We start from the raw sequence: 22,781 nt of genomic DNA, 5'->3' as shown, positions 1-22,781 counted from the left end.
TATGTCAACCGAATTGCACAAATGTCCTTGACTTTTCGGTGCGAGATTGCTGATAGTCAGCAGTGAGGAATTCGGTCTTGTCCAGTCGAGGAGGACAATGTGCGAGTGCTGCTGCGAGCAAGTGCCAGGCCGGACACGGAGCCATATAGGGCGCCCGGTGCCGATGGAAAGCTTGTTTTCGGAAGGTTGTCTCCTCATCGCTCGGCCGTTCGCCGGAAATGGAACTTTCGCGCTTTTTACCCCGTTACCGAAACATAGGAGAAGGAAGGCCGCACCCCTGACGCCTTCACGTCCCGTCCGACGAAAAGACCGGATCTGCCGCCCGATATCCCCGTCCCAATGGGCCTCATTCAACAAGGATACCTGTTATGACTTCCAAGCTTGACCAACTCCGCGCCATGACGACGGTCGTGGCCGATACCGGCGATATCGAGGCGGTCGCTCGCCTGAAGCCGGTGGATTGCACCACCAACCCGACCATCGTGCTGAAGGCGCTCGGCACGCCGATGTTCGCCGATGCGATCAAGGAAGCCGTCGCCTGGGGCAAGAAGCAGGGCGGCGCGTCGGAAGCTGTCGTCCATGCCGTTGCCGATCGTTTGGCAATCTCCGTCGGCGCGGCGCTTTCCGGTCTCGTTCCGGGCCGCGTGTCGACCGAAGTCGACGCCGACCTGTCCTTCGACACCGAAGCGTCGCTCGCCAAGGCCCGCGCCATCATCGCCGCCTACAAGGAGCGCGGCATCGAGCGCGACCGCATCCTGATCAAGCTCGCCTCCACCTGGGAAGGCATCCGTGCCGCCGAGGTGCTGCAGAAGGAAGGCATCGACTGCAACCTGACGCTGCTCTTCAGCAAGGCCCAGGCCATTGCCTGCGCCGATGCCAAGGCATTCCTGATTTCGCCTTTCGTCGGCCGCATCCTCGACTGGTACAAGAAGTCGACCGGCAAGGACTACACTGCGGATGAAGATCCGGGCGTCATCTCGGTTCGTGACATCTATCACTACTACAAGTCCAACGACATCAAGACGATCGTCATGGGCGCCTCCTTCCGCAACACCGGCGAAATCGAAGCGCTGGCCGGCTGCGACCGCCTGACGATCAGCCCGAACCTGCTCGACGAACTGTCCAAGGACGAAGGCAAGCTGGAGCGCAAGCTCTCGCCGGAAAACAAGGGTTCCGTCGAAAAGATCGCCGTCGACGAAAAGACCTTCCGCTGGATGATGAACGAAGACGCTATGGCAACCGAGAAGCTCTCCGAAGGCATCCGCGCCTTCGCCAAGGACCTCGGCACGCTGCGCGCCATGGTCAGCAAGGAACTGCAGCTCGCTGCTGCTTAATGTGATTTTGCTTCTCTCTTTAGGGGGAGTCATGATTTGAGAGGGGTGTCGCAGGAATGCGGCGCCCTTTTTATTTGGGGTGATAGGTTGGGACTTTGAGTTTGCGCGCCTATGACACCCCCCTCTGTCCCTTTCGGGACATCTCCCCCACAAGGGGGGAGATTGGTAGCCTGCAGCACCCGCTCGCCTCAAACGAACATCGAATCTGTTGAAATTACAGTTATCGGTTTGAAGAGAACGAGCGGCAAACTCCCAACGATCTCCCCCCTTGTGGGGGAGATGTCCCGAAAGGGACAGAGGGGGGTGTCATAGGCGCGGCGGATGCGAGGCCCGAGATGACCTACCCTATAAACTCCCCCCTGACCTTCTCCGACTGCCCACCGATCGTCGGCGCCGCCAGGCTATTCTTGGCTCTGACGCCATTCACCCGGATCGGGCTTGCCGTCGTGCGCACCGACACCCCGTCGTCACGCGTCACCGTCTGCAGTATGTCGAGCTGGCGGAAGGCGGCGCTTTGCAGCAGCTGCGGCCAGTCGAGCACTTCCGCCGCCCAGATATCGGCCGGCTCCAGTATGGCGAGCCATTCGGCAACCGTCTTTTCCTGTAGGCGGCTCGCGATCATGGTCTTGATCTCGTCGCGGCGCTGGAAGGCATCATCCGGCGTGTAGTCCGAAAGAGCGGGCAGCTTCAGCAGCGGCGCGAGTTTCGCCAATGGCATCATGGCCAGCGCCAGCCAGCCTTCGGCGCAGCGATAGACGCCATAAGGTGCGGCGAGATAGGCGTGGGCATTGCGCACCGTGGATTTCTTCGGCAGGCGGCCGCCGTCGTTGAGATGCGTGGTCAGCACCTCGAACTGAAAATCGACCAGGGCTTCCAGCAGGCTCGTTTCCACATGCACGCCGCGCCCGGTCACGCCGCGCCGCACGAGACCGGCAAGGAGGGCCTGAACGAGGAGGTTGCCGGCCAGCATGTCGGCGACCGCAAGCCCGAAAGGCACCGGTCCGTCATCGGCCTCGCCGTTCAGCCACATGGCGCCGGAGCGGGCCTGCGCCAGCAGATCCTGTCCGGGGAGGTGGCGCCATCCATTGTCGGGGCCATATCCGGTGATGCTGCCATAGACGATGCGGGGATTGATCGCGGCAACGGAGGCGTAGTCGAGGCCGAGGCGCTCGATGACGCCGGGGCGGAAGTTCTGGATGACCACGTCGGCCTTCGCGATTAATGCCCGCAATTCCCGCAGGTCGCTCTCGTCCTTCATGTTGACGGCAAAGCTCTCCTTGCCGCGGTTGATGGCGTGAAAGAGCGTGGAATCGCCGCCGATTTCCGTATCGCTGAGATAGAGCCGGCGGCAGAGGTCGCCGCCGTCGGGCCGCTCGATCTTGATGACGCGCGCGCCGAGATCGCCGAGCCGCAGGGCGGCCATCGGACCGGCCAGAAACTGGCTCATGTCCAGTACGAGAATGCCGGAGAGCAGGCCCTCTTCGTTTTCAGTATTCATGTCAGGCTTTCAGCGGCGGCGCGTCCGACGGCCTGCCGTTCTTGTAGCGCACGGTCTGGATATGCTCGCAATAGAGCACGAGTTCGCCTTCGCCCTTGAAGACTTCGTAGGAGGAGCGGATCAGGCCGAGCTCGGCATATTTCGGCTGCTTATCCAGATTGGTGCGGATGGTGTAGATCGTGTCGCCGATGAAGGTGGGCTTGATGAAGCGCAGCTTGTCGTAGCCATAGGAAAAGGCATTGACGCAATTGGTGGCGACAAGGCCGAGGCCGGCGGAAAAGACGAAGGCGCCGGCGACGAGCCGCTTGCCGAACAGTCCCTCGGTTTCGGCAAAGATCTGGTCGCTGACGTAGGGGTGCATGTCGAGCACCAGCGCGTTGAACTGCTGGGACTCGCCTTCGGAGATCGTCCGGCGCAGCGAACGGATCCTGTGGCCGAGCTCGAAATCCTCGTAGAACCAGTTTTCCGCGTTCCAGACGGGGATTTCGGCGTGATCGACCGGCATGGTCTTCGGATAGGTGCTGGATACGCCGACGGTGGCGGTCATGGCGGTGTCTTTCGGTGGAAATCCCCGGTCTCAGAGAGACCAGAGGCGCTTGGCATTGAGATGGTAGAGGCCGTTGCGTTCGTCGGCGCTTGCGCCCTGCATCAGCGCATGAGTGGCGGCGACCCATGTGGAGAGATTGCCGCCCAGCGTGCAGACCGGCCAGTCGCTGCCCCAGATGACACGATCCCAGCCGAAGCTCGCGATGCAATGTTCGATGAAGGGGCGCAGCGTTTCCGGCGTCCAGCTGTCGGGATCGGCATAGGCGACGACGCCGGAAATCTTCACGATGACGTTCGGCCGCTTCGCAACTTCGGTGATGCCCGACGACCAGCTTTCGCTGAGCCCGTCCTTTACAGCCGGCACGCCGCAATGATCGAGGACGAACCGGATATCGGGATTGAGGTCGATCAGCGCGATCGCCTTGGATATCTGATGCGGCAGGACGCACAGGTCGAAGGTGAGCCGGGTATTGCCGAGGCGCTTGAGATTCTCACGGAAGAGCGCGCCCTCGGAGACATCATCCGGCACGACATGCAGCACGCGCCGAAAGCCCTTGACGAAGGGGTCGGCGAGCACACGTTCGAGATAGGCGGTAAAGCCGGTGCTTTCGGGGCGGCAGGCGGCGATGGCGCCGCGCAGCAGACTACCGGGCTCGCGGCTCAGGCCTTTGACGTATTCCGTCTCCGGTTCGATATCGTCTTCGGAAACGTCGACTTCCATATGAAGCGTATCGGTGATCCCGAGGCGTTTGGCCTCGCGAGCATAGTCTTCGTAAAGGCTGTCGCGGTTGAGCGCGCCGGCGTCAGCCAGCCAGGGATAGGCGAGCCGTTTCCGGTCGACGATGTGCAGATGGCTGTCGAAAAGCATGGCGTTCCTCCCATACCTGCTTGCTCAACATATACTCACAGAAGAATAGTTTATTCAAATAAAAATTATAGCTCGGCCTTATCGATCGTGCCCGCGACGGTTTCGGAAATCTCCTTTGCCGCTTCCCGCACATACTGGATGACTTGATCGTAGGTCGGTGCCTTGGGATTGACGGGCTCGATATAGGGACAGGTGAGCGCGGCAAGTCCATTGCCGTCCATGGCCAGGATCGGGGCGGAAATGTTGCGCACGCCACTGGTCTGCAGGCTGTCCATGGTTTCGAAGCCCTTTTCGCGGATTGCCCGCAGCTTCTCTCCCAGATCGGCCGGCGGCTCTTCGGCATCCTGCTCCTGCCGCCGTTGCTCGTTGATCATCATCAGGCGCTGCTTGTCGTCGCGGAACGCCAGCAGAATGTGCCCGGAGCCGGTATTGTAGAGATTGATCTGCGCGCCGACGCGGATCGAGATGCCCCAATAGGTCGGCGAATCCTGCTGGGCGATGACGACGACCGAGCCGCGGTCGTAGATCGCCAGATGGCAGGCCTGCTCGGCGCGGTTGGAGAATTCGCGCATCAGCGGCGTGGCAAAGGACACGAGACGGCGCACCGGCGCATGATAATGCGCCAGGCCGAAGAGCTTCAGCGTCAGATAGAACCGGTCGCCATCCTGCCTTTGCACATAGCCGCGCCGTACCAGGCGATCGAGCATGCGGTAGAATTCGTTGGGGCTCTTGTTGAGCGCCTTGGCGATTTCCGCCTGCGTCAAGCCGCCGTCGATCGTCGCCAGCAATTCCAATATGTCGAGCCCCTTGTCCAGGGCCGGCGCGCGATAGCGGTCACTGTCGTCTTCCACACTCATCAACGAGTCCCCCATGCGAAGAAACATGAATCATCATTCATATATGAATGAATGCATTTTACAAGCGCGCGATCTCGGCTTGACGGCCAATGAATAAGATGTTTACTTATAAATCATTGATCCATATTTGGGTCGAGAGGGCAATCGGACAAGGGGTCCGATCTCAAGGGAGGAACTTCGATGAGGAATTGGAAGGCCGGTCTTGCTGCCGGCACGATGGCATTGCTTGCCGGCACAGCGGTCTTCGCCGCCGATCTGCCGGGCAAATTTCCGGGCGTGACGATCGATGCCAAGCTTATCGGCGGTCAGCAGTACGAGCCGCTTTATGCGCGCATTGCCGACTGGGAGAAGGAAACGGGCGCCAAGGTCAACATTCTCTCCAAGAAGAACCACTTCGAGCTCGACAAGGAAATCAAGTCGGACATGGCCTCGGGCAGCATCTCCTGGTGCGTCGGCTCGAACCACTCGTCCTTTGCGCCGCAGTATCCCGACCTCTACACCGATCTTTCCAAGCTGCTGCCGAAGGAAGAAATCGACAAATACGTCGATTCGACCATTCAGGCATCGACCATCGACGGCCGCCTGATCATGCTGCCGCGCGCCCAGTTCGACGTTTCCGCGCTCTATTATCAGAAGAGCCTCTATACCGACGAAGCCAAGAAGAAGGCTTTCAAGGAGAAGTACGGCTACGATCTGGCGCCGCCCAAGACCTGGAAGGAAGTCTCCGACCAGGCGATCTTCTTCTCCAATCCGCCGAACTTCTTCGGCACGCAGTTCCCCGGCAAGGAAGAGGCAATCAACGGCCGCTTCTATGAAATGCTGGTCGCGGAAGGCGGCGAATATCTCGACAAGGACGGCAAGCCTGCCTTCAACTCCGAAGCCGGCGTGCGCGCGCTCGACTGGTTCGTCAACATGTACAAGGCCAAGGCCGTTCCGGCCGGCACGACCAACTATCTGTGGGACGACCTCGGAGCCGGTTTTGCGTCCGGTTCGGTCGCGCTCGATCTCGACTGGCCGGGCTGGGCGACCTATTTCAACGATCCGAAGTCCTCGAAGGTTGCCGGCAATGTCGGCGTCGTCGTGCAGCCGACCGGCTCGTCCGGCAAGCACACCGGCTGGTCCGGCCACCACGGCTTCTCGGTGACCGAAGCCTGCGCCCACAAGGACGCCGCCGCCTCGCTCGTCTGGTTCCTGACGAACGACGATTCGCAGAAGCTCGAAGCCGCTAACGGCACGCTGCCGACCCGCAAGGCGGTCTGGGACTGGGACATCCAGCAGGCGGCTTCCGACCCTTACAAGAAGGAAGTGCTGAGCACCTTCCAGGAAGCCATGAAATATGCCTTCCCGGTTCCGCGCACGCCGCAATGGATCGAGATTTCCAACGTCGTCTATCCTGAGCTGCAGGCGGCCATCCTCGGCGACAAGACCTCGAAGGAAGCGCTCGATACCGCAGCCCAGAAGGCCACGGATGTCCTGAAGGACGCAGGCGCGCTCTGAGCGATGCAGCCGAAGTCCCGCGCCGTCCAAGGCGCGGGACTTCGGCAATCCGACTTCGAGAATGGCTTACGACCGGCACCAGGGGCCGGTCTGTTCAGCCGGTTCCCGCCGGCTTCTCGGTCCCAGGCAATTCATTCCACGCAGTCCGGGCCACGCTGGCGAGGAATGCCGACAGGTGCAAACCATGCTCAAAAGAATATCTCCACCGGTCCTGCTTCTTCTTCCGGCGATCATCGTTCTAGTGGCCGTGGTGCTGTTTCCGCTGCTTCTGTCCTTCTATTCGAGCTTCACGCCGTTTCGCCTGACGCGGCCGGCGACGCTGTTCACCTTCATCGGCCTGCGCAACTATATCCGTATCCTGAGCGATCCGGTGTTTCTGGCCGCTTTCGTGCGTACCGTGGTGCTTTTGACGATTGCGCTCAATCTGGAAATGCTGCTTGGCCTCGGGTTGGCTGTTCTGGTCAACAAGGCGACCCACGGCAAGCGCGTGCTGCGCACGCTGATGATGTTTCCGATGATGTTCTCGCCTGTACTCGTCGGCTTCCAGTTCAAATTCATGTTCAACGACAATGTCGGCATCATCAACAATGCGCTGCAGTCGCTGGGCATTACCAATGATGCCATACCGTGGCTCATCGACGGCAATCTGGCGCTGCTGTCCATCGTTATCGCCGAAGTCTGGTCTTCGACCTCGGTCTTCGCGATCCTCATCCTTGCGGGTCTGCTCGCCATGCCGCAGGAGCCGGTGGAGGCCGCGAAGGTTGATGGCTGCACCAGCTGGCAGACCTTCCGCTATGTCACCTGGCCGTTCCTGATGCCCTTTGCCTTCATCGCCATGACAATCCGCTCGCTCGACGTCGCCCGCGCCTATGACATCGTCAAGATCATGACGGATGGCGGGCCGGCGCGGCGTACCGAGCTGATCTGGACGCTGGTCGGGCGCACCGCCTATGCCGACGCGCAGATGGGGCTCGCCAACGCCATGGCCTATGTCTCGATCTTTCTGTCCATCGCCTTCACAGTCTATTTCTTCCGTAAGCTGGCGCTTGCCCGCACCCAGATCGGAGCGGAGTGGTAATCATGGATCGCAACGCTCAACAACGCCTCCAGCGCCGTCTGCGTAAAGCCGCCTATCTCATCGGCCTTTTTCTCGCGATGCTCGTCATCTGCCTGCCCGGCTTCTGGATCGTCATCAGCTCGCTGCGCCCGACCGTGGAAATCATGGCGAAGCCACCGGTCTGGGTTCCGCAGGAGCTTTCGCTGGAAGCCTATCGCGCCATGTTCAGCGGCGTCGGGCAGGGCGGTATTCCGGTCTGGGATTATTTCCGCAATTCGCTCGTCATCTCCGTCACCTCGACGGCCGTCGCATTGGTGATCGGCATGTCCGGCGGCTATGCCTTCGCCCGCTTCCGCTTCCGCGGCAAATCGGCCGTGTTCCTCGGGCTGATGCTGACGCGCTCGGTGCCCGGCGTGGCGCTATCGCTGCCGCTCTTCATGGTCTATGCGCGGCTCGGCATCATCGACACACATTTCGGCCTGATCCTTACCTATGTCGCGCTCAACGTGCCCTTCACCATCTGGCTGATCGATGGCTTCTTCCGGCAGGTGCCGAAGGATCTTGCCGAGGCAGCCCAGATCGACGGCTGCACGCGCTGGCAGGCTTTCTGGCAGGTGGAATTCCCGCTTGCCGGTCCCGGCATCGCATCCGCCGGCATCTTCGCCTTCCTTACCTGCTGGAACGAATATGCACTGGCCTCGCAACTGACGCGCTCCGTCGATTCCAAGACGCTGCCCGTGGGCTTGCTCGACTATACGGCCGAGTTCACCATCGACTGGCGCGGCATGTGCGCGCTCGCGGTGGTGATGATCATTCCGGCGCTCGCTCTCACTTTCATCATTCAGAAGCATCTGGTGTCGGGTCTGACATTCGGTGCGGTCAAAGGTTGATCTTAATGGCTCAGGTTTCCCTCAAAAAACTCGTCAAGCGCTATGGCGCTCTGGAAATCGTCCACGGGATCGATCTCGATATCGCGGACAAGGAGTTCATAGCGCTCGTTGGTCCGTCCGGCTGCGGCAAGTCGACGACGCTACGCATGATCGCCGGCCTCGAGGAGGTTTCCGGCGGCACGATCGAGATCGGCGATACCGTCGTCAACGACCTGCCGCCGCGCGATCGCAACATCTCCATGGTGTTCCAGTCCTATGCGCTCTATCCGCACATGACGGTGCGCGAGAACATGGGTTTTTCGCTGAAAATCGCCAAGCAGCCGCAGGCCGAGATCGACCGCCGCGTCAACGAGGCGGCCGCCATCCTCAGCCTCGAAGCCCTGATGGATCGCCGACCGGCACAGCTTTCCGGCGGCCAGCGCCAGCGTGTCGCTATGGGCCGCGCCATCGTGCGCCAGCCGGAAGTCTTCCTCTTCGACGAGCCGCTGTCGAACCTCGACGCCAAGCTGCGCACGCAGATGCGGACCGAGATCAAGAAGCTGCATGCCAAGGTGCAGTCGACGGTGGTCTACGTCACCCACGACCAGGTCGAGGCCATGACGCTGGCGGATCGCATCGTCATCATGCGCGACGGCCATATCGAGCAGGTCGGCACGCCGGACGAGGTGTTCAAGCGGCCGGCCACGCGCTTCGTCGCCGGCTTTATCGGCTCGCCGCCGATGAATATCGAGGAAGCCACCGTGAAGGCGGGCGAACTCGTGTTCGGGAACGGCGACCGGTTGCCGCTGCCGGGCCAGTTTGCCGGCAAGATCAGGGATGGCGAAAAGGTCGCCTTCGGCCTCAGGCCCGACGACATCTTTCCGACGGGTCATGGCCTGCACTCCGGCGCGGAATCGGCCGTCCACGAACTGACGCTGCCCGTCGCCATCACCGAGCCGCTCGGCAATGAAACGCTTGTCTTCATCGAATTCGCCGGACGCGAGTGGGTGACGCGCATGCTCAATCCGCGCGCCTTGAAAAGCGGCGAGCAACTGAAGATGAGCTTCGACCTCAGTCAGGCGCACCTCTTCTCCGTCGAAACCGGCAAGAGCCTGGCAAACTGAGGAGGTGACTTATGGCACGGATCGAAAAAATTGAGCTGCGCATGGTCGACCTGCCGCCGAAGGTGAAGCGGACGGATGCGATCCAGAGTTTCGTCAGCCAGGAAACGCCCATCGTCACCGTTACCGACAGCGACGGCGCTGTCGGCACCGGCTACAGCTATACAATCGGCACCGGCGGTTCTTCCGTCATGCGGTTGCTGTCTGATCATCTGGTGCCGCTTCTGATCGGCGAGGATGCCGACTGCATCGAGGCGATCTGGCACAAGCTGGAATTTGCCACCCATGCGACGACCATCGGACCCATCACGGCGCTGGCGCTTGCGGCCGTCGACACAGCACTTTGGGACTTGCGCGCCAAGAAGCAGGGCCTGCCACTGTGGAAGCTCGCCGGCGGCGCCAAGGACCGCTGCCCGCTCTATACGACAGAGGGCGGCTGGCTGCATATCGAGAAGGAGGCCTTGGTCGAGGACGCCTTGCAGGCGAAGGCCAAAGGCTTTTCCGGCTCGAAGGTGAAGATCGGCAAGCCGCATGGCTCCGAGGATTACGACCGGCTTTCGGCGATGCGCCTGGCGCTCGGCTCCGGCTTCGAAATCATGACGGACTGCAATCAGGGCTTTACCGTCGATGAGGCGATCCGCCGTGCCGCGCGCCTCAAGGAGCTGGACCTCGCCTGGATCGAGGAGCCGTTGCCGGCCGACGATCTGGACGGCCATATCCGGTTGACGCGCTCGACGCCGACGCCGATCGCGGTCGGCGAATCCATGTATTCCATCCGGCATTTCCGCGAGTACATGCAGAAGGGCGCTTGCTCGATCGTGCAGGTGGACGTGGCCCGCATCGGCGGCATTACGCCCTGGTTGAAGGTGGCCCATGCCGCCGAAGCCTTCGACATTCCGGTCTGCCCGCACTTCCTGATGGAACTGCATGTCAGCCTCGTCTGCGCCGTGCCGAACGGCAAATATGTCGAATACATCCCGCAGCTCGACGATCTCACCACGAAGCGGATGGAAATCGTCGATGGCCGGGCGCTTGCACCCGCCGAGCCCGGTCTCGGCATCGCCTGGGACTGGGACGCGGTGAAGGCGCGCTCGATCGGCGAATTCACCCGGGAAATCCACGGCTGAGGAGGAGCTGGCCATGCAGCGGATGGGAATGGTGATCGGTCTGGAGCCGGCCAAGATTGCGCAATACAAGGCGCTTCACGCGGCCGTCTGGCCCGAGATTCTGGCGCTGATTTCCGAATGCAACGTCACCAACTATTCGATCTTCCTGAAGGAGCCGGAAAATCTCCTGTTCGGTTACTGGGAATATGTCGGCACCGATTTCGAGGCCGACATGCGCAAGATGGCGGCGAGCCCGAAGAACCAGGAATGGTGGTCCGTCTGCATGCCCTGCCAGAAGCCGCTCGAGACCCGCAGGCAAGGCGAGTGGTGGGCCATGATGGAGGAGGTTTTTCATCATGACTGACGTTCAATCGGAGCCACTCATTCTGCCAGCAGTGAGAACATGGAGTGTATACCCCCCTCTGTCAGCTTCGCTGACATCTCCCCCACAAGGGGGGAGATTGGTAACTCGCGGCTATTTCTCGCAATCAGCAGATATCGAATCTGCAGGCGGCGCAGTTGTTCGTTTCCTGAGGCGGCTCGAAACGCTCCCAATGATCTCCCCCCTTGTGGGGGAGATGTCACGAAGTGACAGTGGGGGGTATGTAGCTTCAACAAACTCCAAAGCTGATGCTTCGGGAGCACTTCAATGACCTTCGATCCCAAATCCCTCCGCCAGTGGTGGCCGAAGCCTTCGAACCCGTGTCCGATCGTGGTCTTCGGCGCCGGCAGCATCGTCGGCGACGCGCATCTGCCGGCGTACAAGCAAGGCGGCTTTCCGGTCGCCGGTCTCTACGATCCGAATGCCGAGAAGGCTGCGGCGCTTGCCGCTCAATGGGGCATCCGCGCTTTCGGCTCCGAGGCAGAGGCACTTGCCGTCGAAGGCGCGATCTTCGATCTGGCGACGCCGCCGGCGGCGCATGCCGCGATCCTTGCAAAATTGCCGCGCGGCTCTTTCGCGCTGATCCAGAAGCCGATGGGCAGCGATCTGGCCGGGGCCACCGAAATTCTGAGGGTTTGCCGCGAGCGGGACATCAAGGCGGCCGTCAATTTCCAGCTTCGTTTCGCACCGATGATGCTGGCGCTCTACGACGCGGTTGAGAAGGGCTATCTCGGCGATGTCGTCGATTTCGATGCCTGGCTGGCCCTTGCAACGCCCTGGGGACTTTGGCCCTTCCTGAAAGGCCTGCCGCGCATCGAGATCGCCATGCATTCGATCCATTATTTCGATTTCATTCGCGGACTGCTCGGCAACCCGCAAGGCGTTCATGCCAAAACGATCGGCCATCCCAACCACGATGTCGCGCAGACGCGGACGGCGGCGATCCTCGATTATGGCGACAAGGTACGCTGTGTGCTCTCTGTCAATCACGACCATGATTTCGGCCGCAAGTATCAGGCTTGCGAATTTCGCATTAGCGGCACCGAGGGTGCCGCCTACGTCAAGCTCGGCGTCAATCTCGACTATCCGCGCGGCGAGCCGGACGAGCTTTGGATCCGCCCCGCCGGTGGCAGCGAGTGGGTCGAGGTCAAGCTGGAGGGCGCCTGGTTCCCGGATGCTTTCGTCAACCGCATGGCCAACCTGCAGCGCTTCGCATCCGGCGAGGATAAGGATCTGATCGGGTCGGTCGAGGATGCCTGGCAGACCATGGCCCTTGTCGAGGCCGCCTATCAGTCGAGCGCCGCGCCCGCGACGCCGATCGCAGAACTTCCAAAGGCTTGAGGAATGGCAGAGCAAACCATCTATTTCGAAGACTACGAACCAGGTCATGTCCGAATGACCACAGGACGGACGATCACCGAGACCGACTTCGTCGTTCATGCCGGCCATACCGGCGATTTCTTTCCGCATCACATGGATGCAGAGTTCGCCAAGACCCTGCCCGGCGGCCAGCGTATCGCGCATGGCACGATGATTTTCGCGATTGGCGTCGGTCTCACGGCCTCGCTGATCAACCCCGTCGCCTTTTCCTATGGCTACGATCGGCTGCGTTTCGTCCGTCCGGTGCATATCGGCGATACGATCCGCACTCGCGTCACCATTTCGGCGAAGGAAGATGACCCGAAGCGGCCACAGGCAGGCCGCGTGGTCGAGCGCTGCGAGGTGCTGAACCAGCGCGACGAAGTGGTGCTCGCTGCCGACCATATTCTGATCGTCGAACGCAAGCCGCGCGTGGAGAAGGCATGATGGTGAAGCTTAAAGGAATGACCTGGTCGCATCCGCGCGGCTACGATCCGATGATCGCCTGCTCCAAAGAGTGGCAGGAAAAGACCGGCGTCGAGATCAGCTGGGAAAAGCGGTCGCTGCAGGATTTCGAGACTTTTCCGGTCGAAGAGCTTGCTGCCCGATACGACCTCATCGTCATCGATCATCCGCATGTCGGCCAGATCACGCGGGAGAATTGCCTTTTGCCGCTCGGCGATGCCGCCCATGCGGATGAAATCGCGGCGATCGCGGCCGGCACCGTCGGGCGCTCCTATCCGAGCTATAACTGGCAGGGCTGCCAATGGGCCTTCCCGCTCGACGCGGCGACGCAGGTGCAGGCCTACCGGCCGGATCGCCTGAGCGCACCGGTCAAGGATCTTGCCGAGTTCGTCACGCTCGCCCGGGAAGGCAGGGCGATCCTGCCGATGCGGCCGCCGCATTCGCTGATGACCTTCATCACGCTTGCGGCCCATCTCGGCACGCCCTGCAGCATCGAAGGACCCGACTTCATCGCCAGGGCCGATGGCGAAGCAGTGCTCGACTGGATGGCGCGGATCGTCGCTGCCATGGATTCCCGCTGCTACGAGATGGATCCGATTGCGATGTTCGATCTGATGAGCCAGGCTGACAGTCCTTATGTGGCGTCTCCGTTCGTCTACGGTTACGTGAACTATTCCTTTGCCGGTTTCAGGCCGGCGCGGATCGCCTTTGCCGATATACCCGTCATCGATGGCCGCGCGCCGAATGGCTCGGCGCTTGGCGGCACGGGCATTGCCGTGTCGGCGCGCACGCAGGCGCCTGAGGAGGCGAAGGCCTTTGCGCGCTGGATCGCAAGCGGGGCCGCGCAGGCCGGCATCTATGCCGATGGTAACGGCCAGCCGGGCCATGCCGACGCGTGGGTCAGCGATGCGGTCAATGCGCCGGCGCTCGATTTTTACCGCAATACGCGCGCGACATTGGAAGGCGCCTATGTGCGGCCGCGGCATGACGGCTACATGGCATTCCAAAGCGATGCGTCCGAGATGATTAGCGATGGACTGCGAACCGGCGAGCGGCATACAGTCCTCATCGAGAAGATGAACCGCCGCTTCGCGCAGTCCTTCGAGGCTTAAGGAGAGGCTGCGCCAACTGATTGTTATTGCTTGATCTTATCAGACGTCGGCGATGCAGCCGGCTACGGATGATGGGGTCATGGTTCCCGAGGAAAGGATCAGGATCATGGGTCACGGGTTGGAAGGCAAGAAGGTCGTCATCACGGCGGCAGGACAGGGCATCGGCCGGGCATCGGCGGAGCGCTTCATTTCGCTCGGCGCGCATGTCTACGCCACCGACATCAACGAGCAGACGCTCTCGACGCTGGATGGCGCCAGCAAGCATGTGCTGAACGTGCTCGACAGCGCCGCCGTCAAGGCTTTCGCGGAAGAGATCGGCCCTATCGACGTGCTCTTCAACTGCGCCGGTTTCGTCCATGCCGGCACGATCCTCGACTGCGAGGAGAAGGACTGGGATTTCTCCTTCAACCTGAATGCCAAGGCGATGTATACGACCTGCCGCACCTTCCTGCCGGGAATGCTGGAGCAGGGCAAGGGCTCGATCGTCAACATGGCTTCGGTCGCGTCGAGCGTGAAGGGCGTGCCCAACCGCTTCGCCTATTGCGCCTCCAAGGCCGCCGTCATCGGGCTTACCAAGTCGATCGCCGCCGATTTCGTCGCCAGGGGCATCCGTGCCAATGCCATTTGCCCCGGCACGGTCGACAGCCCCTCGCTGCACGAGCGGCTGCGGGCAACCGGCGACTACGAAAAGGCGATGAAGGATTTCATAGCCCGCCAGCCGATGGGCCGTATCGCGACTGCCGAGGAGATCGCCGCGCTCGTGACCTATCTGGCCGGCGACGAAGCGGGCTTCACGACGGGCCAGACCCACGTCATCGATGGCGGCTGGACGGCCTGAGCCTGTCCTGCCCGGAGCAATTCCAGGAAAAGTGCATGGCGTTTTTCCGTCCGGAATTGCCTTCAAACAAAAGGATAGAGCGTTTTCGCGATTCGAGGGAAAGCGGAAAGACTCTAGCCAGGGTCCCGTATTGCGGGGCCTCCTTTTATTTGCCACTCTCTTGACGAATCGGTTTCTCGAAAGACGGTAGCGATCGGAGAGCGGCATGGATGCCAACGGATTTTTGTATCGCTCCAGGGGGCTTGTGCTATGGCGCAAGCACCATGTGATCCTGATTTCGATCCTTGCCGGGGTCGCGGTCTTCCTGCTGCTGACATCCCGTGAACTGAACGCCGGCAATCTGCTTATCGCATGGGACACGACGGCCGTCGTTTACATTGTCTATAGCCTCTACCGGATGCTGACGGCGGATGCGCAGCGCATTCGCAAACGCTCCGCCGACCTCGATTTTTCCGACGTGTTCCTGTTGTTTCTGTCTATTGCGGCAGCGCTCGCCAGCATCGGCGGGATCGCGCTGGATCTGCTGGGCGTGAAGGATGCGCCGCCGGCCGTCGGCCTGTTCCGCCTCATGGTGGCGATTGCGACGATCCTGATTTCGTGGACGTTCCTGCATACGCTGTTCACGATCCACTACGCGCATCGGTTCTATGGCGCGGGCAAGGGGCAGGGGCTGAAATTCGCCGAGCCGGTGGAGGAGCCGATCTATTGGGACTTCCTCTATTTTTCCTTCACCATCGGTGTGGCGGCGCAGACCGCCGACATCGGCATTTCCACGGTAGCGATGCGTAAGCTGGCGCTTCTGCACGCCATCCTGTCGTTCCTGTTCAATACGACGATTCTGGCGCTTGCCATAAATGTCGGGGCGAGCCTGATCTAAAGCAATTCCAGGAAAGTGCGCAGCGGTTTTCCGTCCGGAATCGCGTCAAAGCAACGAGGTGGAGCGGTTCCGTGAAATACGGAACCGCTCCAAGTCTACTCCTTGCCGATATTGGCTTGTATCGTCAGACGATGGCGTTGCCGGCCATGACGGCCAGAACCAGAAACACCAGGAAGATGATCAGGAAGATGGCGAAGAGAACGCGCGCAATGGTTGCGGTCGCGGCCGACACGCCGGAAAAGCCGAAAAAGCCGCTGATCAGCGAAACCACAAAGAAAATGAGAGCCCATTTCAGCATTTAGCAGTCTCCTCTGCGTTGTACTCCTTAAAGACGCGGAAGGAGGGTAAATTGTTCCGAAGCCGTTTCGATTATGGAATTCGGGTTTGGTGGCTCCGAAGTCTGCGGAGAGTGTGGCACCCCCCTCTGTCCCTGTCGGGACATCTCCCCCACAAGGGGGGAGATTGGTAACTCGCGGTAGCTTTTTGTATTCAACCAGCATCGTATCTGCTGAAGCTAAGGCCTATGGTCTTCCTAGAGCGTGTGGCAAACTCCCAACGATCTCCCCCCTTGTGGGGGAGATGTCACGAAGTGAAAGAGGGGGGCGTAGCGGTGCGACAAGCTCGAAAAGGATGGTCAAATCGATAGCCGTACATCACCCGTGATTGATCATCACATGCCGTACCGCGGTGTAGTCTTCGATGGCGTAGACCGACATATCCTTGCCGTAGCCGGATTGCTTCAGGCCGCCATGCGGCATTTCGTTGACCAGCATGAAATGGGTGTTGATCCAGGTGCAGCCATATTGCAGCCGGGCGGCTGTCTGCATGCCGCGGCTGATGTCCTTGGTCCAGACCGAGGATGCGAGGCCGTAGTCGCTGTCGTTGGCCCAGGCAACGGCATCGTCGGGGTTGGTGAAGCGCGTCACCGAGACGACGGGACCGAAGACCTCGCGGCGAACGATCTCGTCGTCCTGTGTGGCGCCGGCGACGACGGTGGGGGCGTAGAAGAAGCCGCGCTCGCCGGAGATCTTGCCGCCGGTGGTGATTTCCATGTGCTTGTGTTCTGCGGCACGGGTGACGAAGCTCTCGACGCGGTCGCGCTGGCGTCTGGAAATCAGCGGTCCGATTTCGTTCTCCGTATCGTCGGCAAGATTGAACTTGATGCTGGAGACGGCAGAGGTGAGATCGGCGACGAAGTTGTCGTAGACCTTGGCGTCGGCATAGATGCGGCAGGCGGCCGTGCAGTCCTGGCCGGCATTGTAATAGCCGAAGGTGCGGATGCCGGCGACGACGGCGTCGATATCGGCGTCGTCGAAGACGATGACGGGCGCCTTGCCGCCGAGTTCCAGATGCGTGCGCTTCACCGTCTTGGCGGCGGCGGCGAGCACCTTCTTGCCGGTGGCGACATCGCCGGTGATGGAGACCATGCCGATCTTGGGGTGATTGATCAGCGCATTGCCGACGCTTTCGCCGCGGCCGAGGATGACGTTGACGACGCCCTCGGGAAGAATGTCAGAGAGCAGCTTCGCCATCTTCAGCGCCGTCAGCGGCGTCTGTTCGGAGGGCTTGAAGACGACGGTGTTGCCGCCGGCAATCGCCGGCGCCAGCTTCCAGGCCATCATCATCAGCGGATAGTTCCACGGCGCGATCGAGCCGACGATGCCGACCGGATCGCGGCGGATCATCGAGGTATGGCCGGGCAGGTACTCGCCGGCGACCGGGCCGTGCAGGTTGCGCACCGCACCGGCAAAGAAGCGGTAGCAATCGACGATGGCCGGGATTTCGTCATTGAGCACGGCATTGATCGGCTTGCCGCAGTTCAGCGCTTCCAGTGTCGCGAAGCCTTCGGCATCCCGCTCGATGGCATCGGCGATCTTGAGGAGATAGGCCGCGCGCTGGCCCGGTGTCGTCTGCGACCAGGCGGTGAAGGCCTTTTCGGCGGCATCGACGGCGGCGTCGATCTGACCGAGAGAGGCCTCGGGCAGGGCGAGCACGGTTTCGCCCGTCTTCGGGTTGAGGACACGCTCCTCCGTCTCCGTACCCGCTTCGAAGCGGGAGCCGATCAGCATCTGGGTATCCATTATTCTCTCCCTTTCATTTGCCGCCGCCGGCGATCCGGTCGCCGTCGCGGGTAAGATAGTAGGCTGCCAGGATCGGCAGGAAGGTGACAAGCACGACGACCATGGCGACGACGTTGGTGACGGGTCGCTGGCGGGGGCGGATGAGTTCCTCCAGCATCCAGATCGGCAAGGTCATCTGCTGACCGCCGGTGAAGGTGGTGACGATGACTTCGTCAAACGAAAGCGCGAAGGCGAGCATGCCGCCTGCAAGCAGCGCGGTGCCGATATTCGGCAGGACGATATGGCGGAAGGTCTGGAAACCATCGGCGCCGAGGTCCATCGACGCCTCGATCAGCGAACCGGAGGTGCGGCGGAAGCGGGCGACGGCATTGTTGTAGACCACGACGACGCAGAATGTGGCGTGGCCGAGAACGATCGTCCAGACCGAGAAGGGGATATCGAACAGGCTGAAAGCGGAGCGAAGCGCAATCCCGGTGATGATGCCGGGCAGCGCGATCGGCAATATGACCAGCAGCGACACCGCCTCGCGGCCGAAGAATTTCGTCTGGCTGACGGCTGCGGCGCATAGGGTGCCAAGCAGCAGGGCGATGATGGTTGCGATGGTCGCGACCTGCACCGACAGCGCCAGCGCCGACCAGACGTCGGGCCTGTTCCAGGCGATGCCGAACCATTGCAGCGTAAAGCCCGGAGGCGGCCACTGATAGCTTTTCTCCTCCGTCGTGAAGGCATAGACGAAGATCAGGAGGATCGGCAGATGCAGGAAGAGCAGGCCGCCCGCGGCTGCCGTCTTCAAGGGGAAGGAGGCGCGTTGGCCGCGATCAGAGCGCATCGAAAGCTCCCTGTTTCTTGGCGATCCACAGGTAGATGGCCATGATGACGATGGGTACGACGGAGAAGGCGGCGGCCAGCGGCACGTTGCCGGCCGTGCCCTGTTGCGCATAGACGGCCTGGCCGATGAAGAGGCGCGAGGAGCCGACGATCTGCGGGATGATGTAATCGCCCAATGTCAGCGAGAAGGTGAAGATGGAGCCGGCGACCACACCTGGCAGGGCGAGCGGCAGCAGCACCGTGCGAAAGGTCTGGTTCGGCGTCGCGCCGAGATCGGACGAGGCTTCGAGCAGATTGGCCGGCACGCGCTCCAGGGCGGCCTGCGTCGGCAGGATCATATAGGGCAGCCAGATATAGACGAAAACGAGGAAGGTGCCGATATAGCTGACCGACAGCGAGTTGCCGCCGATGATAGGCAGGGCGAGCACGCCGTCGAGCAGCCAGCCGAGGTGCAGCTTGTCGAAGATCCAGGTGAGGATGCCTTCCTTGGCAAGGATCAGCTTCCAGGCATAGACCTTGACGAGGTAGCTCGACCAGAGCGGCAGCATGACGCCGAGATAGAACAGTGCCTTCCATTTGCCCTGCGCATAGCGGGCCGCATAATAGGCGATGGGGAAGGCGACGAAGGCGGAAGCCAGCGTCACGAGCGCGGCCATGACCACCGTGCGCACGATGATGTCGAAATTCGCCGAGTTCAGCAGCTGCGCATAGGTCGAAAGCGTGAACTGGTAGTTCACCATTCCCGAGAAGTCGTCGATCGAGAAGAAGCTCTGCAGCAACAGCGCGATCAGCGAGCCGATATAGATGACACCGAGCCAGAGCAACGGCGGCGTCAGCATCAGGAACAGCAGCAGCTTCGGACGGCGCCAGAAGAGATCCGAGAGGCGGCCGAAGAAGCCGCCACGGCTGGGCAGGATCGAGGCCGGCGCCTGGGACGAGGCGGGAAAGGCGGCGGCGTTCATGCGGCGTCATCCATATAATGCACGTCCGCAGGCAGCCATGCGAGACGCACGGAAGCGCCGGTATCCGGGGCCGATTGGCCGGCGGGCACGGTCACATGCAGGCGGGCGCCGTTCGCTTCGACCGAGAGGCGGGTCGCGGCGCCGAGAAAGCTCGTCGCTTTCACGGTCGCCGGCACGCCGCTTTCCTCGGTCACGCGGATTGCCTCGGGGCGGAGGCTCGCCCAGCGGCGCTCGCCGCCGAGCGACGACATGGTGTCCGGGGCGATGACGTTGGAGGAACCGACGAAATCGGCGACGAAACGGGTCTTCGGCCGCTGATAGATATCGTGCGGCGTGCCCTGCTGCACGATGCGGCCATCGTTGAAGACGGCGACGCGATCGGCCATGGAAAGCGCCTCGCCCTGATCGTGGGTGACGAAGACGAAGGTGATGCCGAGCGCCCGCTGCAGGGTCTTCAACTCCTCCTGCATCTGTTCGCGCAGCTTCAGGTCCAGCGCGCCGAGCGGTTCGTCGAGCAGCAGGACTTTCGGCTTGTTGACCAGGGCGCGAGCGAGCGCCACACGCTGGCGCTGGCCGCCGGAGAGCTGGCCTGGGCGGCGGCCGCCATAGCCCGGCAGCTTCACCAGCTCCAGAGCCTGCTCGGCGGCACGAAGCCTTTCGCCCTTGCCGATACCCTTGACCATCAGCCCGTAGGCGACGTTGTCGAGGATATTGAGATGCGGAAACAGCGCGTAATCCTGGAACACCGTGTTGACGTTGCGCCGATAGGGCGGCACGCCTTCGGCAGTTTCGCCGAAAATCTCGATATGGCCGCCCGTCGGCTGCTCGAAGCCCGCAATGAGCCTGAGGCAGGTGGTCTTGCCGGAACCGGAAGGGCCGAGCATGGCGAAGAATTCGCCGGGCGCGATCTCCAGATCGACCTGGTCCACAGCGCGGACCTGACCGAAATGGCGCGACACCTGCTGGAAACGAACGGCGTTCATTGGGTGCTCCAGGGAAAGTGTTGTCATTCCTTCTCCCCTGCGGGGAGAAGGTGCCCGGCAGGGCGGATGAGGGGGTCACGAAGCGGGTTTTGAGCGACAAGTGAAAGGCAATTCTTCCTATGCCGCGCGCCCCTCATTCGACCCTTCGGGCCACCTTCTCCCCGAGGGGAGAAGGCAAGACCTCGGCGTGCATTATCTGCCGCCAATCACGCCGATATAGTCGGAGACCCAGCGGTGATAGGGCACGCATTCGCTCTGCGTGCTGCATTTCGCAACCGGCGTCTTCCAGAAGCGGATCTTGTCGAAGTGCTCATAGCCGTTGGTGGCGCAACCGCTGTCGGTCAGCAATTCGTTGCCCTTGCAGGCTGCCGGAACGGAGGGCACGGCGCCGAACCAGGCGGCGGCATCGCCCTGAACCTTTGCCTGGAGCGAGTGCTCCATCCACATATAGGCGCAGTTGGGATGCTCGCTGTCGACATGCAGCATGGTGGTATCGGCCCAGCCCGTCGTTCCCTCCTCCGGGAAGGTGGAGGCGATCTTCTGCTTGTCGGCCTGCAACAGGTTCACCTGGAACGGCCAGGAGCCGGAAGCGACGACGCCTTCGTTCTTGAAGTCGTCGGTCTGGATCATCGCGTCATGCCAGTAGCGGCTCACGAGCTTGCGCTGGCCGCGCAAAAGGTCGATGGCCGCCTTGTACTGGTCTTCGTTGAGCTCGTAAGGGTCCTTGATGCCGAGTTCCGGCTTGTGGGCCATGAGATAAAGGGCGGCGTCGGCGATGTAGATCGGGCCGTCATAGGCCTGCACGCGGCCCTTGTTGGACTTGCCGTCCGGCAGGGTCATTTCCTCGAAGACGACATTCCAGCTCTTCGGTGTCTCGCCCTTGAAGGCGTCGGTATTGTACATCAGCACGTTCGGCCCCCAGAGATAGGGGACCCCGTAATGAACGCCGTTGACCGTATGCCAGGGCGCATTCTTCAGGCGGTCGTCGAGGTTCTTCCAGCTGGGGATCAGGTCGGTGTTGATCGGCTGGACGCGCTTGCCGGCGACAAGCCGAAGCGAGGCGTCACCGGAGGCGGTCACGAGGTCGAAGCCGCCTTCGTTCATCAGCGCGACCATCTCGTCCGAGGTCGCGGCGGTCTTGACGCTGACCTTGCAGCCCGTTTCCTTTTCGAAGCCCGTGACCCAATCGTAATTCTTGTCGCTTTCGCCGCGCTCGATATAGCCGGCCCATGCGACGATGCTGACGGCGCCTTCACCCTTGCCGAGCGTTTTCAGCGGCTCGGCGGCAATGACCTGCGTGGCGAAACTTAAGCATGCGAGTGCGGCCGTGCATGAATTCAGCAGATGCTTCATCGGACTCTCCCGGTTCTTGAGCCTTGATATTGCGGAGCCAGTGGTTGGCTTCCTGTTCCCGGGAGAAAAGGTGACGCGATTTCGCCGCATTCGCAAATTCATTTATCAGAAAGGCGATATCGGATTTTCCGATTCCTATCTGCCGACGACTGTGTGATCGAAGGCGTCGGGCCGCAAGTTTCCAGCCTTCATGAGGTGCTGCAGCGCGTAGGAAATGGAAAGCGCGTCGTCGAGCGCATCATGGCCCCGCAAGGGGGAATGCTGCACGCTATAGTAGTCGGCAAGCTTGCTGCTTGGCGTCTTCGCCAGATCCTCGGCCGGCATGCCTGCCGCCAGGAGAAGCTTGACGGCGTTGTCGAAACGATGCGCCGGAATCGAAGGCTGAATTCCGGCGACATAGCAGCTGATCGCCATCATGTTCAGCTCGTCCTTGCCCCAGGACCATAAGCGCACACCGTCCGAAAAACGATCCAGGCCGGTCACTGCATCCTGCAGCGACACGCCTTCCGCCGAGATATCTTCCTCGGTAATGCCGGTGAGTGCGGTAAAAAACGGGTCAAGCGCATATCGTTCGCCAAATCTGTCGATGGGCTGAACATAGGCTTTGTAGGTGCCCAGGATCGGGAAATCACCTTCGAGGCCGAGCTTGACGGCCCCGACCTGCGCAATGACCGGATCGGGATCATGGGCGGCACACCAGAACCGGCGTTGCGAGCCTTCGAGACACACGAACTCACAGTCGAATATGATTGCGGTCTTCATATCTGCTTCCCTTTCGCAGCAATCTT

Annotated in this window: 23 protein-coding genes; 12 read left to right on the top strand and 11 right to left on the bottom strand. The window is 61.4% G+C overall.

Annotated elements, in window-relative coordinates:
* Positions 1 to 368: 368 nt before the first annotated feature.
* On the top strand, positions 369 to 1,334 hold the full coding sequence (gene tal / locus ACJJVH_RS13120; RefSeq protein WP_112800476.1) for a transaldolase: 966 nt from the start codon (positions 369 to 371) through the stop codon (positions 1,332 to 1,334).
* A 340-nt stretch (positions 1,335 to 1,674) separates the two neighbouring features.
* Here tal and ACJJVH_RS13115 read toward each other — a convergent pair whose 3' ends face one another.
* From ACJJVH_RS13115 to ACJJVH_RS13100, 4 genes are all read right to left on the bottom strand, one after another.
* Positions 1,675 to 2,832 carry a CaiB/BaiF CoA transferase family protein gene (locus ACJJVH_RS13115; RefSeq protein WP_412064113.1) on the bottom strand — a complete coding sequence of 386 codons (1,158 nt, stop codon included), beginning with the start codon at positions 2,830 to 2,832 and terminating at the stop codon, positions 1,675 to 1,677.
* Position 2,833: 1 nt separating this feature from the next.
* On the bottom strand, positions 2,834 to 3,379 hold the full coding sequence (locus ACJJVH_RS13110) for a MaoC family dehydratase (RefSeq protein ID WP_112800480.1): 546 nt from the start codon (positions 3,377 to 3,379) through the stop codon (positions 2,834 to 2,836).
* Between the two features lie 30 nt (positions 3,380 to 3,409).
* Positions 3,410 to 4,246 carry an amidohydrolase family protein gene (locus ACJJVH_RS13105; protein WP_412064112.1) on the bottom strand — a complete coding sequence of 279 codons (837 nt, stop codon included), beginning with the start codon at positions 4,244 to 4,246 and terminating at the stop codon, positions 3,410 to 3,412.
* A gap of 65 nt (positions 4,247 to 4,311) precedes the next feature.
* Positions 4,312 to 5,103, bottom strand: coding sequence for an IclR family transcriptional regulator (locus ACJJVH_RS13100; protein ID WP_112800844.1), 792 nt, complete (start codon positions 5,101 to 5,103; stop codon positions 4,312 to 4,314).
* A 180-nt stretch (positions 5,104 to 5,283) separates the two neighbouring features.
* On the opposite strand from ACJJVH_RS13100, the gene ACJJVH_RS13095 reads away from it, so the two are divergent.
* The 11 genes from ACJJVH_RS13095 to ACJJVH_RS13045 all read left to right on the top strand — a co-directional run bounded on the left by ACJJVH_RS13095 (position 5,284) and on the right by ACJJVH_RS13045 (position 15,786).
* The gene (locus tag ACJJVH_RS13095; protein ID WP_112800483.1) at positions 5,284 to 6,600 is read left to right on the top strand and encodes a sugar ABC transporter substrate-binding protein; all 1,317 of its coding nucleotides are present in this window, start codon (positions 5,284 to 5,286) and stop codon (positions 6,598 to 6,600) included.
* 184 nt (positions 6,601 to 6,784) lie between these two features.
* Entirely contained in the window at positions 6,785 to 7,678 is an 894-nt protein-coding gene (locus ACJJVH_RS13090) for a carbohydrate ABC transporter permease (protein ID WP_412064111.1), read from the top strand.
* A gap of 2 nt (positions 7,679 to 7,680) precedes the next feature.
* A complete protein-coding gene (locus ACJJVH_RS13085; protein ID WP_113356201.1) occupies positions 7,681 to 8,547 on the top strand; it encodes a carbohydrate ABC transporter permease in 867 nt (288 codons plus the stop codon).
* Between the two features lie 5 nt (positions 8,548 to 8,552).
* Positions 8,553 to 9,650 carry an ABC transporter ATP-binding protein gene (locus ACJJVH_RS13080; RefSeq protein ID WP_412064110.1) on the top strand — a complete coding sequence of 366 codons (1,098 nt, stop codon included), beginning with the start codon at positions 8,553 to 8,555 and terminating at the stop codon, positions 9,648 to 9,650.
* Positions 9,651 to 9,661: 11 nt separating this feature from the next.
* A complete protein-coding gene (locus ACJJVH_RS13075) occupies positions 9,662 to 10,774 on the top strand; it encodes a mandelate racemase/muconate lactonizing enzyme family protein (protein WP_412064109.1) in 1,113 nt (370 codons plus the stop codon).
* Positions 10,775 to 10,787: 13 nt separating this feature from the next.
* Complete coding sequence (locus tag ACJJVH_RS13070) at positions 10,788 to 11,117, top strand: L-rhamnose mutarotase (RefSeq protein WP_112800492.1); 330 nt, start codon at positions 10,788 to 10,790, stop codon at positions 11,115 to 11,117.
* A 285-nt stretch (positions 11,118 to 11,402) separates the two neighbouring features.
* Positions 11,403 to 12,476, top strand: coding sequence for a Gfo/Idh/MocA family protein (locus ACJJVH_RS13065; RefSeq protein ID WP_412064108.1), 1,074 nt, complete (start codon positions 11,403 to 11,405; stop codon positions 12,474 to 12,476).
* A gap of 3 nt (positions 12,477 to 12,479) precedes the next feature.
* The gene (locus ACJJVH_RS13060) at positions 12,480 to 12,941 is read left to right on the top strand and encodes a MaoC/PaaZ C-terminal domain-containing protein (protein ID WP_112800496.1); all 462 of its coding nucleotides are present in this window, start codon (positions 12,480 to 12,482) and stop codon (positions 12,939 to 12,941) included.
* Entirely contained in the window at positions 12,938 to 14,071 is a 1,134-nt protein-coding gene (locus tag ACJJVH_RS13055) for an extracellular solute-binding protein (RefSeq protein ID WP_412064107.1), read from the top strand. Before ACJJVH_RS13060 ends, ACJJVH_RS13055 begins: the two co-directional genes overlap by 4 nt.
* Before the next feature lie 106 nt (positions 14,072 to 14,177).
* Positions 14,178 to 14,909, top strand: a complete 732-nt coding sequence (locus tag ACJJVH_RS13050) for an SDR family oxidoreductase (RefSeq protein WP_112800846.1) — start codon at positions 14,178 to 14,180, stop codon at positions 14,907 to 14,909.
* 205 nt (positions 14,910 to 15,114) lie between these two features.
* Positions 15,115 to 15,786 (top strand): DUF1345 domain-containing protein, encoded by a 672-nt coding sequence (locus ACJJVH_RS13045; protein ID WP_112800499.1) that lies wholly within the window; start codon positions 15,115 to 15,117, stop codon positions 15,784 to 15,786.
* Between the two features lie 124 nt (positions 15,787 to 15,910).
* On the opposite strand, the gene ACJJVH_RS13040 is transcribed toward ACJJVH_RS13045, so the two are convergent.
* The 7 genes from ACJJVH_RS13040 to ACJJVH_RS13010 all read right to left on the bottom strand — a co-directional run bounded on the left by ACJJVH_RS13040 (position 15,911) and on the right by ACJJVH_RS13010 (position 22,755).
* Complete coding sequence (locus tag ACJJVH_RS13040; protein ID WP_112800501.1) at positions 15,911 to 16,084, bottom strand: DUF1328 domain-containing protein; 174 nt, start codon at positions 16,082 to 16,084, stop codon at positions 15,911 to 15,913.
* A gap of 355 nt (positions 16,085 to 16,439) precedes the next feature.
* Complete coding sequence (locus ACJJVH_RS13035; RefSeq protein WP_112800503.1) at positions 16,440 to 17,867, bottom strand: gamma-aminobutyraldehyde dehydrogenase; 1,428 nt, start codon at positions 17,865 to 17,867, stop codon at positions 16,440 to 16,442.
* Positions 17,868 to 17,880: 13 nt separating this feature from the next.
* Positions 17,881 to 18,696: an ABC transporter permease gene (locus ACJJVH_RS13030; protein ID WP_112800504.1), complete on the bottom strand. Its 816-nt coding sequence runs from the start codon at positions 18,694 to 18,696 to the stop codon at positions 17,881 to 17,883.
* Positions 18,686 to 19,657, bottom strand: a complete 972-nt coding sequence (locus ACJJVH_RS13025; RefSeq protein ID WP_113356209.1) for an ABC transporter permease — start codon at positions 19,655 to 19,657, stop codon at positions 18,686 to 18,688. The genes ACJJVH_RS13030 and ACJJVH_RS13025 overlap by 11 nt, the downstream gene beginning before the upstream one ends.
* Complete coding sequence (locus ACJJVH_RS13020; protein ID WP_412065167.1) at positions 19,654 to 20,640, bottom strand: ABC transporter ATP-binding protein; 987 nt, start codon at positions 20,638 to 20,640, stop codon at positions 19,654 to 19,656. Before ACJJVH_RS13020 ends, ACJJVH_RS13025 begins: the two co-directional genes overlap by 4 nt.
* 192 nt (positions 20,641 to 20,832) lie before the next feature.
* Complete coding sequence (locus tag ACJJVH_RS13015) at positions 20,833 to 21,993, bottom strand: ABC transporter substrate-binding protein (RefSeq protein WP_412064106.1); 1,161 nt, start codon at positions 21,991 to 21,993, stop codon at positions 20,833 to 20,835.
* Between the two features lie 135 nt (positions 21,994 to 22,128).
* The gene (locus tag ACJJVH_RS13010) at positions 22,129 to 22,755 is read right to left on the bottom strand and encodes a 3'-5' exonuclease (RefSeq protein WP_412064105.1); all 627 of its coding nucleotides are present in this window, start codon (positions 22,753 to 22,755) and stop codon (positions 22,129 to 22,131) included.
* Positions 22,756 to 22,781 lie beyond the last annotated feature (26 nt).

The organism is Rhizobium sp. SYY.PMSO, assembly GCF_046840415.1.
Classification (GTDB): domain Bacteria; phylum Pseudomonadota; class Alphaproteobacteria; order Rhizobiales; family Rhizobiaceae; genus Rhizobium.
This window is presented reverse-complemented; position numbering and strand designations above follow the sequence as displayed.

What these genes read in the sequence shown, in the direction of transcription:
- tal (WP_112800476.1), top strand. Translation starts at nt 369, where the DNA reads ATGACTTCCAAGCTTGACCAACTCCGCGCCATGACGACGGTCGTGGCC.
- ACJJVH_RS13115 (WP_412064113.1), bottom strand. Translation starts at nt 2,832, where the DNA reads ATGAATACTGAAAACGAAGAGGGCCTGCTCTCCGGCATTCTCGTACTG.
- ACJJVH_RS13110 (WP_112800480.1), bottom strand. Translation starts at nt 3,379, where the DNA reads ATGACCGCCACCGTCGGCGTATCCAGCACCTATCCGAAGACCATGCCG.
- ACJJVH_RS13105 (WP_412064112.1), bottom strand. Translation starts at nt 4,246, where the DNA reads ATGCTTTTCGACAGCCATCTGCACATCGTCGACCGGAAACGGCTCGCC.
- ACJJVH_RS13100 (WP_112800844.1), bottom strand. Translation starts at nt 5,103, where the DNA reads ATGAGTGTGGAAGACGACAGTGACCGCTATCGCGCGCCGGCCCTGGAC.
- ACJJVH_RS13095 (WP_112800483.1), top strand. Translation starts at nt 5,284, where the DNA reads ATGAGGAATTGGAAGGCCGGTCTTGCTGCCGGCACGATGGCATTGCTT.
- ACJJVH_RS13090 (WP_412064111.1), top strand. Translation starts at nt 6,785, where the DNA reads ATGCTCAAAAGAATATCTCCACCGGTCCTGCTTCTTCTTCCGGCGATC.
- ACJJVH_RS13085 (WP_113356201.1), top strand. Translation starts at nt 7,681, where the DNA reads ATGGATCGCAACGCTCAACAACGCCTCCAGCGCCGTCTGCGTAAAGCC.
- ACJJVH_RS13080 (WP_412064110.1), top strand. Translation starts at nt 8,553, where the DNA reads ATGGCTCAGGTTTCCCTCAAAAAACTCGTCAAGCGCTATGGCGCTCTG.
- ACJJVH_RS13075 (WP_412064109.1), top strand. Translation starts at nt 9,662, where the DNA reads ATGGCACGGATCGAAAAAATTGAGCTGCGCATGGTCGACCTGCCGCCG.
- ACJJVH_RS13070 (WP_112800492.1), top strand. Translation starts at nt 10,788, where the DNA reads ATGCAGCGGATGGGAATGGTGATCGGTCTGGAGCCGGCCAAGATTGCG.
- ACJJVH_RS13065 (WP_412064108.1), top strand. Translation starts at nt 11,403, where the DNA reads ATGACCTTCGATCCCAAATCCCTCCGCCAGTGGTGGCCGAAGCCTTCG.
- ACJJVH_RS13060 (WP_112800496.1), top strand. Translation starts at nt 12,480, where the DNA reads ATGGCAGAGCAAACCATCTATTTCGAAGACTACGAACCAGGTCATGTC.
- ACJJVH_RS13055 (WP_412064107.1), top strand. Translation starts at nt 12,938, where the DNA reads ATGATGGTGAAGCTTAAAGGAATGACCTGGTCGCATCCGCGCGGCTAC.
- ACJJVH_RS13050 (WP_112800846.1), top strand. Translation starts at nt 14,178, where the DNA reads ATGGGTCACGGGTTGGAAGGCAAGAAGGTCGTCATCACGGCGGCAGGA.
- ACJJVH_RS13045 (WP_112800499.1), top strand. Translation starts at nt 15,115, where the DNA reads ATGGATGCCAACGGATTTTTGTATCGCTCCAGGGGGCTTGTGCTATGG.
- ACJJVH_RS13040 (WP_112800501.1), bottom strand. Translation starts at nt 16,084, where the DNA reads ATGCTGAAATGGGCTCTCATTTTCTTTGTGGTTTCGCTGATCAGCGGC.
- ACJJVH_RS13035 (WP_112800503.1), bottom strand. Translation starts at nt 17,867, where the DNA reads ATGGATACCCAGATGCTGATCGGCTCCCGCTTCGAAGCGGGTACGGAG.
- ACJJVH_RS13030 (WP_112800504.1), bottom strand. Translation starts at nt 18,696, where the DNA reads ATGCGCTCTGATCGCGGCCAACGCGCCTCCTTCCCCTTGAAGACGGCA.
- ACJJVH_RS13025 (WP_113356209.1), bottom strand. Translation starts at nt 19,657, where the DNA reads ATGAACGCCGCCGCCTTTCCCGCCTCGTCCCAGGCGCCGGCCTCGATC.
- ACJJVH_RS13020 (WP_412065167.1), bottom strand. Translation starts at nt 20,640, where the DNA reads ATGAACGCCGTTCGTTTCCAGCAGGTGTCGCGCCATTTCGGTCAGGTC.
- ACJJVH_RS13015 (WP_412064106.1), bottom strand. Translation starts at nt 21,993, where the DNA reads ATGAAGCATCTGCTGAATTCATGCACGGCCGCACTCGCATGCTTAAGT.
- ACJJVH_RS13010 (WP_412064105.1), bottom strand. Translation starts at nt 22,755, where the DNA reads ATGAAGACCGCAATCATATTCGACTGTGAGTTCGTGTGTCTCGAAGGC.